Source organism: Pseudomonas sp. RC10-4-2 (assembly GCF_050433085.1).
Taxonomy (GTDB): domain Bacteria; phylum Pseudomonadota; class Gammaproteobacteria; order Pseudomonadales; family Pseudomonadaceae; genus Pseudomonas; species Pseudomonas aeruginosa.
In genome coordinates, this window is record NZ_JBNPXX010000005.1 from 142,485 (window position 1) to 156,639 (window position 14,155).

The 14,155-nt window shown below is 67.7% G+C and carries 11 protein-coding genes; 3 read left to right on the plus strand and 8 right to left on the minus strand.

Annotation, left to right across the window (positions count from 1 at the left end):
• The first annotated feature begins 9 nt into the window (after nucleotides 1-9).
• Nucleotides 10-1,167: a cationic peptide resistance protein CprA gene (gene cprA, locus FHW81_RS21950; RefSeq protein ID WP_003087328.1), complete on the plus strand. Its 1,158-nt coding sequence runs from the start codon at nucleotides 10-12 to the stop codon at nucleotides 1,165-1,167.
• Between the two features lie 37 nt (nucleotides 1,168-1,204).
• Here the strand turns inward: cprA and FHW81_RS21955 are convergent, their stop codons facing one another.
• Nucleotides 1,205-2,770: a methyl-accepting chemotaxis protein gene (locus FHW81_RS21955; RefSeq protein ID WP_003140182.1), complete on the minus strand. Its 1,566-nt coding sequence runs from the start codon at nucleotides 2,768-2,770 to the stop codon at nucleotides 1,205-1,207.
• Nucleotides 2,771-3,142: 372 nt separating this feature from the next.
• Complete coding sequence (gene acnA, locus FHW81_RS21960; RefSeq protein WP_023090661.1) at nucleotides 3,143-5,875, minus strand: aconitate hydratase AcnA; 2,733 nt, start codon at nucleotides 5,873-5,875, stop codon at nucleotides 3,143-3,145.
• Between the two features lie 326 nt (nucleotides 5,876-6,201).
• On the opposite strand from acnA, the gene rlmM reads away from it, so the two are divergent.
• Both rlmM and tusA read left to right on the plus strand, forming a co-directional pair.
• Nucleotides 6,202-7,260: a 23S rRNA (cytidine(2498)-2'-O)-methyltransferase RlmM gene (gene rlmM, locus FHW81_RS21965; RefSeq protein WP_003087345.1), complete on the plus strand. Its 1,059-nt coding sequence runs from the start codon at nucleotides 6,202-6,204 to the stop codon at nucleotides 7,258-7,260.
• An 84-nt stretch (nucleotides 7,261-7,344) separates the two neighbouring features.
• Nucleotides 7,345-7,584, plus strand: a complete 240-nt coding sequence (gene tusA, locus FHW81_RS21970) for a sulfurtransferase TusA (RefSeq protein ID WP_003105999.1) — start codon at nucleotides 7,345-7,347, stop codon at nucleotides 7,582-7,584.
• A gap of 31 nt (nucleotides 7,585-7,615) precedes the next feature.
• Here tusA and FHW81_RS21975 read toward each other — a convergent pair whose 3' ends face one another.
• The 6 genes from FHW81_RS21975 to FHW81_RS22000 form a co-directional block, all read right to left on the minus strand.
• Nucleotides 7,616-8,926, minus strand: coding sequence for an NAD(P)/FAD-dependent oxidoreductase (locus tag FHW81_RS21975; RefSeq protein WP_023090660.1), 1,311 nt, complete (start codon nucleotides 8,924-8,926; stop codon nucleotides 7,616-7,618).
• Between the two features lie 68 nt (nucleotides 8,927-8,994).
• Entirely contained in the window at nucleotides 8,995-10,359 is a 1,365-nt protein-coding gene (locus FHW81_RS21980; protein ID WP_003106001.1) for a glutamine synthetase family protein, read from the minus strand.
• A gap of 127 nt (nucleotides 10,360-10,486) precedes the next feature.
• Nucleotides 10,487-10,675, minus strand: a complete 189-nt coding sequence (locus FHW81_RS21985) for a hypothetical protein (protein WP_011666714.1) — start codon at nucleotides 10,673-10,675, stop codon at nucleotides 10,487-10,489.
• Nucleotides 10,676-10,826: 151 nt separating this feature from the next.
• Complete coding sequence (locus FHW81_RS21990; RefSeq protein WP_033980520.1) at nucleotides 10,827-12,224, minus strand: FAD-dependent oxidoreductase; 1,398 nt, start codon at nucleotides 12,222-12,224, stop codon at nucleotides 10,827-10,829.
• 10 nt (nucleotides 12,225-12,234) lie between these two features.
• Nucleotides 12,235-12,588: a RidA family protein gene (locus FHW81_RS21995; RefSeq protein WP_003104412.1), complete on the minus strand. Its 354-nt coding sequence runs from the start codon at nucleotides 12,586-12,588 to the stop codon at nucleotides 12,235-12,237.
• 55 nt (nucleotides 12,589-12,643) lie between these two features.
• The gene (locus tag FHW81_RS22000) at nucleotides 12,644-14,005 is read right to left on the minus strand and encodes an MFS transporter (RefSeq protein ID WP_003144858.1); all 1,362 of its coding nucleotides are present in this window, start codon (nucleotides 14,003-14,005) and stop codon (nucleotides 12,644-12,646) included.
• Nucleotides 14,006-14,155: the final 150 nt, after the last annotated feature.

A 14,155-nucleotide genomic window follows, 5' to 3' on the forward strand; every position in this document is an offset into this window, starting at 1 on the left:
GGGGAAGACATGAACATGCATGCCGACGGTGAGCAGATCACCGCTATCGATACCCGCGAACGCATCCTGCTGACGGGGGCCACCGGCTTTCTCGGCGGTTCGGTCGCCGCCCAGCTGATCGCCGCCGGGCACGGCGCCAACCTGTCCTTCCTGGTCCGCGCCGAATCCCGCCAGCAGGGGCTCGAACGCCTGCGCGGCAACCTGCTGATGCATGGCGTCGACGAAGCCGACTGCCTGGCACTGCGGGCGGAGCAGATCCTCTGCGGCGATTTCCTCGACACCTCCTGGCTGGCCCGCGAGACGCCGCGCCTGATGCAGGTGGAGCGGGTGATCAATTGCGCCGCCGTGGCGTCGTTCTCGAAGAACCCGACCATCTGGCCGGTCAACGTCGACGGCACTTTCGCCTTCGCCGACGTGCTGAGCCGTTCGAAGCGACTGAAGCGTTTCCTCCACGTCGGTACCGCGATGTGCTGCGGACCGCAGCGAGAGTCGCCGATCAGCGAGTCCTGGGAATTCCCGGCGGCGGAGCAGCAACTGGTGGACTACACCGCGTCCAAGGCGGAAATCGAGCGGCGCATGCGCGAGGAACTGCCGGGCCTGCCCCTGGTGGTGGCGCGGCCATCCATCGTGGTGGGCCACCGTACCCTTGGCTGCCAGGCCTCCGGCAGCATCTTCTGGGTCTTCCGCATGGGCTTCGCCCTGGAAAGCTTCACCTGCGGCCTGGACGAGCAGATCGACGTGATTCCGGTCGACTACTGCGCCGAGGCGCTGATCGGCCTGGCGCTGAAGCCGTGCCTGGGGCACAGCCTCTATCATATCTCCGCCGGCCATCGCGCGGCCTGCACCTTCGGCGAGATCGACGAGGCCTTCGCCCGCGCCAACGGGGCGGCGCCAGTAGGCGAGCGCTACCGCAAGGTGGAGGTGGACGACCTCAAGGAACTGGCGAAGAGCTTCGAGTCGCGCATCGGCCCGGCCAATCCGCGTCTGGTCCTGCGCGCGTTGCGCTTGTACAGCGGCTTTGCCGACCTCAACTACCTGTTCGACAACAGCCGTCTGCTGGAGGAGGGGATCTCCGCGCCGCCGCGCTTCACCGACTACCTCGACGTCTGCGTGCAGTCGTCAAGCGCGGTGAGCATCCCGGCGCAGATGCAATGGGACTTCAAGTGACGGCAGGCGCGGGGAGCTTCCTCCCCGCGGCCTGATCTCAGCGGTTGAAGCGCTCGACCAGGGAATACTGGCTCTGCGCGGTGGTGGTCAGTTCCTCGCTCAGTTTCGCCGTGCGCAGCGCCTCGTCGGAGGTCTGCTCGGCCAGGGCGGCGATGGTGCTGATGTTGCGGTTGATTTCCTCGGCCACCGCGCTCTGTTCCTCCGCGGCAGCGGCGATCTGGGTGGTCATCTCGGTGATGTTGCTGACCGCCTCGCTGATGCCGACCAGTGCGCTGTCGGCTTCCAGCACCCGCTGGACCCCGGCTTCGGCCTGCTGCAGGCCGCTCTCCATGGTATGTACCGCATCGTTGGCGGTGTTCTGCAACTTGGCGATCAGGTGGTGGATCTGCTCGGTGGAGGCCGCGGTGCGTTGCGCCAGCGAGCGCACTTCGTCGGCCACCACGGCGAAGCCGCGTCCCTGGTCGCCGGCCCGCGCCGCCTCGATGGCGGCGTTGAGGGCGAGCAGGTTGGTCTGGTCGGCGATGCCCTTGATCACATCGACCACGCCGCCGATCTCGTTGCTGTCCTGGGCCAGGCGACTCACCGCGGCCCCGGTCTCGCCCACCGACTCCGACAGGCGCTGGATGGCGTTGCGCGTCTCCGCGGCGATGTCGCGGCCGCGCGAGGTCAGTTCGTTGGCCTTCTGTGTCGCGTCGGCGGTCAACTGGACATTGTTCGCCACTTCCTGGGTGGTGGCGGCCATCTCGTTGACCGCGGTGGCCACCTGTTCGGTCTCTGCGCGCTGCTGTTCCAGACCGGCGGAGCTGTGGTGGGCCAGGGTGTCGGCCTGGCGCGCCTGTTCGGTGAGGTATTCGGCGGTGTCCTGCAGGCGTGTCAGGCAGGTCTTCAGGCGCGCGTCCTGGCTGAGGATGGCCATTTCCAGGCGCGCCTGCTCGCCGCGGCTGTCGGTGTACATCTGCGCGATCAGCGGGTCGGAGGTGGTCTGTTCGGCGAGCCGCATCAGGCGCTTCAGCCCGCGCTTCTGCCAGCGCAGTCCGGCCAGGCCGAGCGGAACGGCGAGCAGGCCGGCGAGGATGAAGCCCCACCAGGAGTTCAGCCAGATACCGATGAGGAAGCCGATCTGGCTGATCAGGATGAACGGCAGCCAGTCGAGCAGTACCGGCAGCCAGCGGTCGCGCCGGGGGATCGCCGGCTTGCCGGCGCCGAGGCGACGGTAGAGGGCCTCGGCGCGCTGGATCTGTTCGGCGGTCGGCTTGACCCGCACCGACTCGTAGCCGACCACCGCGCCCTGGTCGTAGATCGGCGTGACATAGGCGCTGACCCAGTAGTGGTCGCCGTTCTTGCAGCGGTTCTTGACGATCCCCATCCACGGGCGGCCGGCTTTGAGGGTGGTCCACATGTGGGCGAACACCGCCGGCGGGACGTCGGGGTGACGGATCAGGTTGTGCGGCGCGGACATCAGCTCCTCGCGGCTGAAGCCGCTGATGTCGATGAAGGCTTCGTTGCAGTAGGTGATGATGCCTTTGAGATTGGTGGTGGTGATCAGGCGTTGTTCCGCCGGATAGACGCGCTCGTGCTGGGTGATGGGCTGATTGTTGCGCATGGGCCTTCCAAAACAAGTGAAGCATTTACCTCTGCATCGGCGAAAACGCCTTTCACATGAGGGATTTGTGAATGCTTTCACGAGGAAAAACAGATAGCTATTGACCCAAAGCATGAGAACCGACCACGTGGTCGGATAGATGGCGGATTCGCTGATGGAGGTCAATGCGTTACGGTTTCGTGTCGTTCCCGGCGGCGCACATGGGTTGGGGGTAGCGCGGGCGGACTGGTGCGAGGCGGCCATCCGCCGGTCCTGCGGGGTATCGGCGGATGACGCCGGGGCGTCGTTCGCCCTGCGAAGCGCCCGCGGCCCCGGGCGCCGGAATGAAAAAGGGGTGGCCGAAGCCACCCCTCCGCGCGTACCGCCGCTGCCTCAGAGCATGCTGCGCAGCACGTAGTGGAGGATGCCGCCGGCCTTGAAATACTCGACCTCGTTGAGGGTGTCGATGCGGCAGAGGACCTTGAAGCTGTCCTGGCTGCTGTCCTCGCGGGTCACTTCCACGCTGAGCGGCATGTGCGGCTTGAGTTCGCCGCCGAGGCCGCGGATGTTCAGCACCTCCTTGCCGGTCAGCTTCAGGCTCTTGCGGTCCTGGCCGTTCTCGAACTGCAACGGCAGCACGCCCATGCCGACCAGGTTGGAGCGGTGGATGCGCTCGAAGCTCTCCGCGATCACCGCCTTCACGCCCAGCAGGTTGGTGCCCTTGGCCGCCCAGTCGCGCGACGAGCCGGTGCCGTATTCCTTGCCGGCGACGATCACCAGCGGGGTGCCGTCCTCCTGGTAACGCATGGCCGCGTCGTAGATCGCCAGTTTCTCGCCGCTGGGCACGTACAGGGTATTGCCGCCTTCCTCGCCGCCGAGCATCTCGTTCTTGATGCGGATGTTGGCGAAGGTGCCGCGCATCATCACCTCATGGTTGCCGCGACGGGAGCCGTAGGAGTTGAAGTCCTTCGGTTCCACGCCGTGCTCGCGCAGGTAGCGGCCGGCCGGGCTGTCGGCCTTGATGTTGCCGGCAGGGGAGATGTGGTCGGTGGTCACCGAGTCGCCCAGCACCGCCAGCACCCGCGCCTGCTCGACGTCGGCGATGGCCGGCGGCGCCTCGGCGATGTGTTCGAAGAAGGGTGGATGCTGGATGTAGGTGGAGTCGGCCTGCCACTCGTAGGTGTCCGACTGCGGCACCTGGATCGCCTGCCATTTCTCGTCGCCGGCGAAGACCTCGGCGTACTCCTTGTGGAACATCTCGGTGTCGACCTTCTGGATCGCCTCGGCGATTTCCTTCTGGCTCGGCCAGATGTCCTTCAGGTAGACCGGCTGGCCGTCCTTGCCGGTGCCCAGCGGTTCCTCGCTGAGGTTGATCCGCACGCTGCCGGCCAGGGCGTAGGCCACCACCAGCGGCGGCGAGGCCAGCCAGTTGGTCTTCACCAACGGGTGCACGCGGCCTTCGAAGTTGCGGTTGCCGGAGAGTACCGAGGCGACGGTCAGGTCGGCCTGCTGGATGGCTTTCTCGATCGGCTCCAGCAGCGGGCCGGAGTTGCCGATGCAGGTGGTGCAGCCGTAGCCGACCAGGTCGAAGCCGAGTTCGTCGAGGTAGCGGGTCAGGCCGGCGGCCTTGAAGTAGTCGGTGACCACCTTGGAGCCCGGCGCCAGCGAACTCTTCACCCAGGGCTTGCGTTGCAGGCCTTTTTCCACCGCCTTCTTCGCCAGCAGGCCGGCGGCCATCATCACGCTGGGGTTGGAGGTGTTGGTGCAGGAGGTGATGGCGGCGATCACCACCGCGCCGTTCTTCAGGCGGTGGGTCTGGCCGTCGTGCTGGTAGTCGATCTCGCCGAAGGCGGCGTTGGCGCCGACCGCGGTGCCGCCGCCGCCCTCGCTGAGCAGGCGGCCTTCTTCGGTGCTGGAGGGATGCAGTTGCAGGCCGAGGAACTCGTTGAAGGCGCTGGCGACGTTCTGCAGGGCCACGCGGTCCTGCGGGCGCTTCGGTCCGGCCAGGCTGGCCTCGACTTCGCCCATGTCCAGGTGCAGGGTGTCGGTGAACACCGGCTCGTGGCCCTTCTCGCGCCACAGGCCCTGTTCCTTGCTGTAGGCCTCGACCAGCTTGACCGTGCTTTCCGGACGTCCGGACAGGCGCAGGTAGCCGAGGGTGATCTCGTCCACCGGGAAGAAGCCGCAGGTGGCGCCGTATTCCGGGGCCATGTTGGCGATGGTGGCGCGGTCCGCCAGGGGCAGGTCGGCCAGGCCGTCGCCGTAGAACTCGACGAATTTCCCCACCACGCCCTTCTTGCGCAGCATCTGCGTGACGGTCAGCACCAGGTCGGTGGCGGTGATGCCCTCGCGCAGCTTGCCGGTGAGCTTGAAGCCGATGACCTCGGGGATCAGCATCGATACCGGCTGGCCGAGCATGGCGGCTTCCGCCTCGATGCCGCCGACGCCCCAGCCGAGCACGCCGAGGCCGTTGATCATGGTGGTGTGGGAGTCGGTGCCGACCAGGGTGTCGGGGAAGGCGTAGGTCCTGCCATCCTCGTCCTTGGTCCAGACCGTGCGGCCCAGGTACTCCAGGTTGACCTGGTGGCAGATGCCGGTGCCCGGCGGTACCACGCTGAAGTTGTCGAAGGCGTTCTGGCCCCAGCGCAGGAAGGCGTAGCGTTCGCCGTTGCGCTGCATCTCGATCTCGACGTTCTGTTCGAAGGCCGATTCGCTGGCGAACTTGTCGACCATCACCGAGTGGTCGATGACCAGGTCCACCGGCGACAGCGGGTTGATCTTCTGCGGGTCGCCGCCGGCCTTGGCCATGGCCGCGCGCATGGCGGCCAGGTCGACCACCGCGGGCACCCCGGTGAAGTCCTGCATCAGGACCCGCGCCGGGCGGTACTGGATCTCGCGGTCGGAACGGCGCTCCCTGAGCCAGCCGGCGAGGGCCTTGAGGTCGTCGCCGGTGACGGTGCTGCCGTCCTCCCAGCGCAGGAGGTTTTCCAGCAGGACCTTCAGCGACATCGGCAGCTTGCCGAGATCGCCCAGGGTCCGGGCGGCTTCCGGGAGGCTGTAGTAGTGGTAGGTCTTGCCGTCCACAGCGAGACTGCGAAGGGTTTTCAGGCTGTCCAAAGCAGGCATTTCTGATTTCCTCACGGCGGGCCCGGGGGCGGCGGGCCTGGCCTCGTCCTGACGCCAGGCCCGTCGTCGAGCCGATAGTGCCTGGCTTCGCCCGGGACCCGCGGCGTCCGCGGACGCCAGGGTGCCGTTACCTCGGTAATGCGCGGTGGCCCGATCCCATCGGTACCGGCCGCTGGCGAGAGTCAGACTTTGGGATAGCGTTGTTCGAAACCTTCAAGCTAGACCGGCTCGAGGGCTCCTGCCATATACACTGGACCGACGAACGGTCGCTGCAGTTCCCTTGAGGCATGCCCGGCACTATAGTGCGCGGCCAAGGAGACAACCCCATGAATACCCTGTTGATGCACTGCCGGCCAGGCTTCGAAGGTGAAGTCTGCGCCGAAATCGCCGAGCATGCAGCCACTCTCGAGATTCCCGGCTACGCCAAGAGCAAGCCGGCCAGCGCCCACGTCGAGTTCGTCTGCCAGGACGCCGACGGCGCCGAGCGCCTGATGCGCCGCCTGCGTTTCGCCGACTTGATCTTCCCGCGCCAGTGGGCGCGCGGGCCCGGCTTCATCGAATTGCCGGAAAGCCAGCGCATCGAGGTACTGCTGGCGGAACTGGCGAGTTATCCGGTTTGCGGCAGCCTCTGGCTGGAGGTGCTGGACACCAATGCCGGCAAGGAGGTGTCGACCTTCTGCCGCAAGTTCGAGAAACCGCTGCGCGCGGCGCTGGTGAAGGCCGGGCGGTTGCAGGAGGACCCGGCGCTGCCGCGCCTGCTGCTGACCTTCCGCTCCGGCCGGGAAGTCTTCGTCGGCCTCGCCGAGCCGCGCAACAGCGCGCTCTGGCCGATGGGCATCCCGCGCCTGAAGTTTCCCCGCGAGGCGCCGAGCCGTTCGACGCTGAAGCTGGAGGAAGCCTGGCACCAGTTCATCCCGCGCAGCGAATGGGACAAGCGCCTGGCGCCGGACATGCTCGCCGTGGACCTCGGTGCGGCGCCGGGCGGCTGGACCTGGCAACTGGTTAACCGGGAGATGCGGGTGACCGCCGTGGACAACGGGCCGATGGCGGAGAACCTGATGTATTCCGGGCTGGTCGACCACCAGAAGGTCGACGGCTACCAGTACCGCCCGCGCCAGCGGGTCGACTGGATGGTCTGCGACATCGTCGAGAAGCCGGCACGCACCGGTGCGTTGATCGAGACCTGGATCGGCGAAGGGCTTTGCCGCGAGGCGGTGGTCAACCTCAAGCTGCCGATGAAGCAGCGCTACGCCGAGGTGCGCAAGATCCTCCAGCGCCTGCGCGAGAGCTTCGACGCGCGCGGCCTGAAGGTAGCGATCGGCTGCAAGCAGCTGTATCACGACCGCGAGGAAGTGACCTGCCATCTACGCCGCCTCGAACGCTGAGGGGCGGCGGCATTCCGGCCGGGGACAGGTGACCGGCCGCGCCGCATGCGCGACAATGCGCGGATTCTGTTGCGGAGTTTCCCGATGACCCATTCTGTCGACGCCATTCTCGACGCCACCGGCCTGAACTGTCCCGAGCCGGTGATGATGCTGCACAACAAGGTCCGCGACCTGGCGCCCGGCGGCCTGCTCAAGGTGATCGCCACCGATCCCTCGACCCGCCGCGACATCCCCAAGTTCTGCGTGTTTCTCGGCCACGAGCTGGTCGAGCAGCAGGAAGAGGCGGGCACCTATCTCTACTGGATCCGCAAGAAGGCCGACTAGGCCTTCCGCGGACCCCGCCATCCCTCGCGCTTCAGCGCAGCTTCTCCATGAGCTGGTAGTACCACATCCCGGCGGCCAGCATCGGATTGCCGAAGAGGTCGCCCAGCGGCACCCTGAGGTGCTTGCAACGGGCGAAGGTGTCGAACTGCTCCAGGCTCCCGCTCATCGCCTTGGCCATGATCTCGCCCATGATGTGGCTGGTGGCCACGCCATGCCCCGAGTAGCCCTGGCAGTACCAGACGTTGTCGGAGAGCTTGCCGAGCTGGGGGATCCGGTTCATCACGATGCCCATGGCGCAACTCCACTGGAACTCGATCTCCACGCCCTTCAGGCGCGGGAAGGTGCGCTCGATGCATGGCCGCAGCTCGGCGGCGATGTCCCGCGAGTCGCGGCCCGAGTAGTTGGCGCCGCCACCGAACAGCAGGCGGCCGTCGGCGGTGGGGCGGTAGTAATCGAGGACGAAGCGGCAATCGTAGACCGCCAGCCCCTGCGGGTTGATCTCCCGTGCCAGCTCGCCCAGCGGCCGGGTGGTAACGATTCCGCCCATGGCCGGGAAGATCATCCCCTTGAGCTGCCTGCGTTCGAGCTTGTGGTAGACATCGCCGGCAAGCAGGATCTGCTGCGCCTCGATCCTTCCCTCGCGGGTAATCACCGCCGGCTGCGGGCCGTGGACGATATCCAGCACCTCGGAATGTTCGAAGATCAGCGCGCCGAGGCCGGCCGCCGCCCTGGCCTCGCCGATGCACAGGTTGAGCGGGTGCAGGTGCATGTTGCGGGTGTTCTTCAGCGCGCCGCAGTACAGCTCGGTCTCCAGGTGGGCCTGGACGCCGGCCTTGTCCAGCAGGACCACCTGGTCGCCCATGCCGCGGCGCACCGCCTCCTCGTAGGAGGCCTGCAGCTCGCCCATGTGGCTGGCCTTCATCGCCGCGTGCAGGTGGCCATGGCGAAGGTCGCAGGCGATGCCGTACTTCTCCACCCGCTGGCGGATGATCTCGTGGCCGCGCCAGCGCAGGTGCCAGATGAAGTCCTCGACCTCGGCGCCCAGCCATTGGCGCATCTGCTTGTGCATCGCCGCGTCGCCGGACAGGCTGCCGGTGACCTGGCCGCCGTTGCGCCCGCTGGCGCCCCAGCCGATGCGATGGGTCTCGACCAGGGCTACCTTGTAGCCACGCTCGGCCAGTTCGACCGCCGTGGCGACGCCGGTGAAGCCGCCGCCGATGATGGCGATGTCGACCGTCACCGCGCCCAGCAGGGTCGGATAGTCGGTTTCCTCGTTGAGCGTGGCGGCGTAGTAGGACGGCGCGCGTTCCGCGGCCGGACGGGGATGGATTGCTGCGTTCATCGGGTATTCCTTGTTCCAGTGCGGCGCGTCCTGCCGGCGCGCCGCCGTATGCGGGCGGGTCCGGGATCTCAGGCCTGGGTCAGGTACCAGCGCCAGTCCTGCTCGCCGACCTCGCCCATGAATTGCCGGTATTCCGCGCGCTTCACCGCCAGGTAGACGCCGAGGAACGGCTCGCCGAAGGCTTCCCGCGCCCACTCGGAGCCTTGCAGGGTATCGAGGGCGGTCAGCCAGTCGGTGGGCAGGCGCTTGCCGGCCTGGGCGTAGCCGTTGCCCTCCACCGGCGCACCCGGATCGATGCCTTCGCGGATGCCGCGGTGGACCCCGGCGAGGAGCGCCGCGGCGGCCAGGTAGGGGTTGGCGTCGGCGCCGCAGATGCGGTGCTCGATATGCCGACTGGAGGCCGGGCCGCCCGGCACGCGCAGGCTCACGGTGCGGTTGTCGACGCCCCAGGTCTGCGCCAGCGGCGCGTAGCTGTTGGCCTGGAAGCGCCGGTAGGAGTTGGCGTTGGGACAGAACAGCAGGAGCGAGTCGAGCAGGCTGGCGAGCATGCCGCCGACCGCCTGGCGCAGCAACGGCGTGCCGGCGGGGTCGTCGCTGGCGAACAGGTTGTGGCCTTGTTCGTCGGCCAGGCTGACGTGCAGGTGCATGCCAGTGCCGGCCAGGTCGTCGAACGGCTTGGCCATGAAGCAGGCGAGCATCCCGTGCTTGTGCGCGATGCCCTTGACCAGGCGCTTGTAGCGGATCGCCTGGTCCATGGCGGCGAGGGCGTCGCCGTGGTCGAGGGTGATTTCCACCTGGCCCGGGGCATATTCCGAGATCGCCGTGCGTGCCGGCAGGCCCTGCGCCTTGCAGGCGGCATAGAGGTCGGCGAGGAACGGCTCGATCTGCTCCAGTTCGCGCAGGCCGTAGACCTGGGTCGCCCGTGGGCGGCCGCCATCGGCGTCGCGGGCCGGTTGCGGGCGGCCGTTGGCGTCGCGCTCACGGTCGAGCAGGTAGAACTCCAGCTCGGCGGCCATCACCGGGTGATAGCCCTCGCTCTTCAGCGCGTCGATGGTGCGCACCAGGAGGTGGCGCGGATCGGCGACGCTGGCGGGCAGGCCCTCGCTCGGGTGCATGCTGACCTGCACCGCCGCCGTCGGGATCTGTCGCCAGGGCAGGCGCACCAGGCTGCCGGACAGGGGGTAGGCGCGGCAGTCGATGTCGCCGACGTCCCAGACCAGCCCGGAGTCCTCGACGTCCTCGCCGTTCATCGTCAGCCCGAGGATGGTGCTCGGCAGCGGCCGGCCGCTGCGGTAGACGGCCAGCAGCTCGTCGCGGTGCAGCAGCTTGCCGCGCGGCACGCCGTTGGCGTCGAGAATGAACAGTTCGAAGAGTTCGATGTCGGGGTTGGCGGCCAGGAAATCCTGGGCTTCTTGTTCGCAGGCGAAGTTCATGGGGCTCTCTTGTCGGTCTTGTCCGGTAGCGTCGCGACGCTCGCAGCGGCGCTCCGGCGACGGCAGCGTCGCGGAACGGCATGCAAGCGGCAGGCCGGCCCCGCCGTTGCGCGGGGCCGGAGGGATATCAGGCGTGACGAGCGTCCGGCGGACGCGCGTGGCGGCAATGCCAGAGCGCCCAGAAGGCCAGTTCGAGAGGGAGGGCGAGCGGCTCCAGTTCCAGCCAGCGGCTGTGCTTGCGGGGTAGACGCGCGGGCGTTCCGGCCGGGTTGGCGGAAGGCTGGTAGGGCAGGGTGCGCGTCGTCGGTAGGTGCATGAAGGAAAACTGGGCCAGGGGTTGGAACAGCCTCGCACAGGCTGACGGGTGAATTAAATGCGCTTTTTACGACCTTTGCTTGAGCGAAATCGAAACCGAAGGAAAAAGAAGGGCGCCCCCGAATGGGCTGAAGAGACGCCCGGAAAGCGGCTCAACCCTTGTCGGCCTTGCCCGCGGCGGCGGCGAACCTGGCCAGGCGTACGTCGAGATGACGCGGGCGCCGGCCGGCGTCTTCGGCGTGCTCCTTGCGACGGATCGCGTTGCGCACCATCAGCGAACCGACATAGCGGATCGGCTCCGGCGGGAAGCGGCCGAGCGGCCCCTGGGTCAGCGGCGAACGGGTCCAGGGATTGTCCAGGCCGAGCGCCAGCGAAGAAAGGATCTGCCCGCCTATGTGGCATGGACCGACGCCGCTGCCGGAGTAGCCGAAGCCGTAGAACACATTGTCGCGGCCGTCGAGCCGGCCGAAGAACGGCAGGCCGGTCACCGAGCGATCCGACGGACCGTTCCAGCTGGCCTCGATGGCGACCTCGGCTAACTCGGGGAAGAACTCCCGCAAACTGCCGCGCAGTTGTCCGAGATACGGCGAGGGGCGGTCGAACACCGGCAGCATGCGTCCGCCGTAGGCGAAGGTGTTGCCGCCCTTGCCGAGCATCAGCCGGCCGTCCGGGGTGTTGTGGTAGTAATGCACGAAGATCCGTGAGTCGAGCACGCTGACCCCGCTGGTCAGGCCGATCTCCTGCAACAGGTCCGGTCGTGGCTCGGTGATGAGCATGTCGCTGGAGACGATCGCCACGCTGCGTTCGAACTGCGGGAAGGCCCTCGCCATCCAGGCGTTCAGCGCCAGCACCACGCGGCCGGCGACGACCCGCCCGTGGGGGGTGACCACTTCCGCCGGGCGGCCGTGCTCCAGTCCTCGCATCGGCGTGCCTTCGTACAGGCGTACCCCCAGTTGCAGGGCGACCCGGCGCAGGCCGCGAACCAGCTTGCCTGGTTGCACCGTCGCGGCAGCCGGCGAGAACCAGCCCTCCAGGTGCCTGCGCGAGCCGGCCAGGCGCTGCACGTCGGCCAGCGGGCGCTTGGCGAAGGAGTTGATGCCGTGGCGCTCCAGAGCGGCGATCACGCTGTCGGTGCTGCCGACCTGGGCCGGGTTGGTGGCGGTATAGAGGGTGCCGTCCAGCCGGTAGTCGGCCTCGACGTCGTAGCGCTGGCAGAAGGCGCCGATGGCCCGGATGCTGTCCTCGGAGGCCTTGACCAGGCGGATCGCCTCGGTTAGTCCGAACAGCCGTTCCAGGGTGAAGAACTTGGCCGACCAGGACAGCGCGCAGCCGCCGTTGCGGCCGCTGGCGCCGGCGCCGCAGAGATCGGCCTCGACCAGCACCACGTCGAGCCCGGGATCGTGCTCCTTGAGCATGATGGCGGTCCACAGGCCGGTGTAGCCGCCGCCGACGATGCACACGTCGGCGCGGGTATCCCCGGCCAGCGGCGGGCAGGGTGCCGCATGTTCGGAGCGTAGGGCCTGGTCCAGCCAGAAGGGTCGGAAGGTCATGGCTGTGCTCTCACTGCGGGCGGGCGGCGACGACGATCATTTCCACCCGCCAGCGCGGGTCGATCAACTCGGCCAGGCTACAGGCGCGGGTCGGCGCCCGGCCTTCGGGAAACCACTGGTCCCAGACCTGGTTGAGACCGGCGTAGTCCTCCCGGTGGGCTAGCAGTATGCGTACCGAGAGCACCTGGCCGCGGTCGCTGCCAACGCTCTGGAGCAGCCGGTCGATGTTCTCCAGGATCTGGCGGGTCTGGTCCTGGATGTCACCGCTGGGGTCGTCTGCGACCTGGCCGCCGATGTAGACCGTGTTGCCGTGCAGGGCCATCTCGGCCCGACGCTTGACGACTTCGAAACGTTCGATATGCATGAGGGGGTTCCCGGTTCGTGGAGAAGGACGCGGCGGAGGTTCCCGCCGCGGACGGTCAGGAGCGGATGGGACGGAAGTCCGCCAGGCTGGGGATATTCCGCAGGCTTTCCCGTGCGCCGCCGGGCCGGCTGTTCCAGTGCGGGAGGAGCACCGCGGTGGCGATCAGGGCTGCGATGGTGAAGCCGATGAACACCGTGTAGGTGTCGAAATAGCCGGGCAACAGACCGCCGAGGATCGCGCCCACCGAACCGCAGCCATTGACGAAGCCGGAGGCGGTGCCGGCGGCCTCGCTGGTGCCGAAGTCGATGGCGGCGGAGCCGCAGATCATCGAGTCCGGGCCGTACAGGGTCAGTCCCATCATGAACAGCAGGCCGACCACTATCGGAATGCTGCCGGTGGTCATCGCCGGGACGAACAGCGCCAGGCAGACGGTCAGCGCCAGCAGGCTGATCACGCAGGCCGGCATGCGCCGTGCGCCGAACAGCTTGTCCGAGGCGAAGCCGATCAGGATCGGGCCGAGCAGGCCGGCTACCTCGAAGGCGGTGGGAACGATCGCCGCGCCGACCTTGCCGAGCGCCGGCATGCGTTCGTAGACGATCACCGGTCCCCACAGGAGGATCGCGTAGCGCGCCGGCTTGAGCAGGAAGTAGGCCAGGCCGAGGCAGAGCACCGTGCGGTTGCGCACCACCTTGGCGAGCACCTGCAGGCTGCCGCCGTTGCCGCCTTCCGGCCTGAAGCCGGCATAGCGCACGGCTTCGCTCGCGGCCTGCGGTTCGACGGGAGGATGGCCGACGTCTTCCGGGCGGTTGCGCTGCAACAGCAGGAACAGCAGGGCCACGCCGCCGACCACCGCGGCGCTGGAGTAGAACGCCGCGTGCCAGGTACCGAACACGCTGTACGCCCACCAGCCGGCGAACGGCGAGGCGACCAGGCCGCCGAAGGCGTAGCAGGTGCTCCACAGGCCGAGCACCCGACCGCGTTCGTGGGTGGCGAAGAAACTGCCGATGTTCTTGCACAGCCCCGACCAGCCGGTGGACTGCGCCAGTCCCTGGACCACCATGCAGGTGGCGAAGATCGGCAGGGTGGCGAAGGTGCCCATGACCAGCGCGGCCAGTGCGGAGATCAGCAGGCCGCCGAACACCACGATGCGCGGGCCGAAGCGGTCGGCCAGCACGCCCCAGGTGAACTGGCCGACGGCATAGGCGGCGAGATAGATAGCGTCGAGATCGGCCATCGCCATCTTGTCCAACTGGAAGTCCGGATCTTCGGCGATGCCGAGCTTGGCGACGGAAAAGGCCTTGCGGGTGAAATAGAAGGCGGCGTAGGCCAGCCAGGTGATCGCGAATATCTGCAGGCGCCAGCGCTGGAAGCTGGACACGGGAGAGGACGGCAGCGCCGTCCCGGGACGTTGATTCATGGATCTGACCTCGATCTTGTTATCGGTGCCGGCAGGTGTGAGGGGAACACGCCTTGTTGTTGTTCTGATGAGCACTTCCGCACCGCCATGTCGCGGTGCCTGGTCAGAGGTATCTGGAGTCGGCTTCACCTCCTGGGTAAGGGTTGCGGC